At 48.2% G+C, this 1333-nt stretch carries 2 protein-coding genes; one reads left to right on the top strand and one right to left on the bottom strand.

All coding sequences use genetic code 11. The features are described from left to right. Positions 1-781 precede the first annotated feature (781 nt). Complete coding sequence (locus tag ACUHMQ_RS04875) at positions 782-1009, top strand: hypothetical protein (RefSeq protein WP_445294323.1); 228 nt, start codon at positions 782-784, stop codon at positions 1007-1009. Between the two features lie 55 nt (positions 1010-1064). Here ACUHMQ_RS04875 and ACUHMQ_RS04870 read toward each other — a convergent pair. Then, the coding region (locus ACUHMQ_RS04870) for a DUF2695 domain-containing protein (protein ID WP_445294322.1) at positions 1065-1333 on the bottom strand (269 nt) is incomplete at its 5' end.

Genomic DNA, 1333 nt, shown 5'->3' with positions numbered 1-1333 from the left:
AATCTTCTACCGTCCAAACACGTTTCGGCGACACGGCCCATCTGACCACGAATTAGCGCAGCAACAGTCCGTACCGGCCCGAAAAGAATCCTTCGAGCCAACACTCTACCCTGCCTGCAAGTGAGACTTAAACCGCTGAAACCCGCACCAAATGGCCGTTTTAGCAAATTTTAAATTTAATAATTTTCTGAAAGAAGAATAAAATCAGGGGGTATAACGGGGTAACAAGACGAGGGCATACACAAACACGCTCAATATGAATAATGAGAATGTGTTGTATTAATGGCTAAATTCTGTCCCTAGTACATGTGTAGCAGAACTCAAGCTTCTGGTACGAAGTTCGACTGGGTTGTTGTTTTGTGCAAGCGGAAGGCAGTTTCAAATACTTCGTAAGGGCGCCAGCCACTCGGCCTGAACCTTCAACAACCAGGAGGAAGGTATCTTCTTCCGGCATAGCCGTGTCGAGCACAAACTTGCATCGTGATGCATCCACAACGCAGGATTGCTGAATACTATTCGGTGAAAAGTTGCTGAGTAAAAACGAGCTGATGCATACCTAAACCGGTGCACCTAGCTTCTGCGCCGCGAAATGTCCGATTTTTGTTTATACTTTGTCCGTAAATGGGCGTACAACAGTCCAGGACACCCAGTGACACAGGTTTATGGGCCCGCATAGCCCTTAGTGTCCTCTGCTTAAGTCAGGAATATTCCTGCCAAATCGACAAAGTTGCTTATTCATTTTGCCCTTCTGGGTCCCCCAACGCACCAAAAGAGGCAAGCGATGAATGCGAAAGTGACGCGGCAATTTGCCGCACAAGATGTTTTTGGCAACAGTTATTCTGTGCTCGAAATTACCGATACAGTGAGCTTTGCGCGCTTAGGCGAAGAACTGAAAGAGCGTAAGGCAGGGGTGCGATACCAGCTCAAAAACGGACTGCCCGTTATGCTACTCAGTCATGGCCACTTTTACCTGCCAGAGACGTCTATTGTCATTGCCATCATTCAATAAAGCGTAGCGGGAAGAATGGTGACAACAGAATTGGGTGGCCGTGCCAAGTGACATCTCACAGCACCACGTTGGCTAAGACTTCACAGTCGCAGTAGCCGCCCCTATCACCCATAGCCTCAAGTACTGAATTGATCTTATGTGGTGCATACTCAGCTAGCCACAAACGCGTGTATTCCAGCGTGTCATCACATGTCGTCTCTAAGAACCTGTTCAAAGTCTTTTCATCTAGCCCCAAACCGGCGATGCTTGCCCAATGAGAACCGCTTACCCCAGCGACGTCAGTCGCGAACAATTTGAAACCATTCGCCCACTGCTGGAAAGTGC

Source organism: Chitinimonas violaceus, assembly GCF_052601015.1.
Note: the sequence above shows the minus strand (reverse complement) of the source record. Positions and strands in the feature narration are given on the sequence as shown.

Coding starts and splice junctions, on each gene's coding strand:
- ACUHMQ_RS04875 (WP_445294323.1), top strand. CDS start 782: ATGAATGCGAAAGTGACGCGGCAATTTGCCGCACAAGATGTTTTTGGC.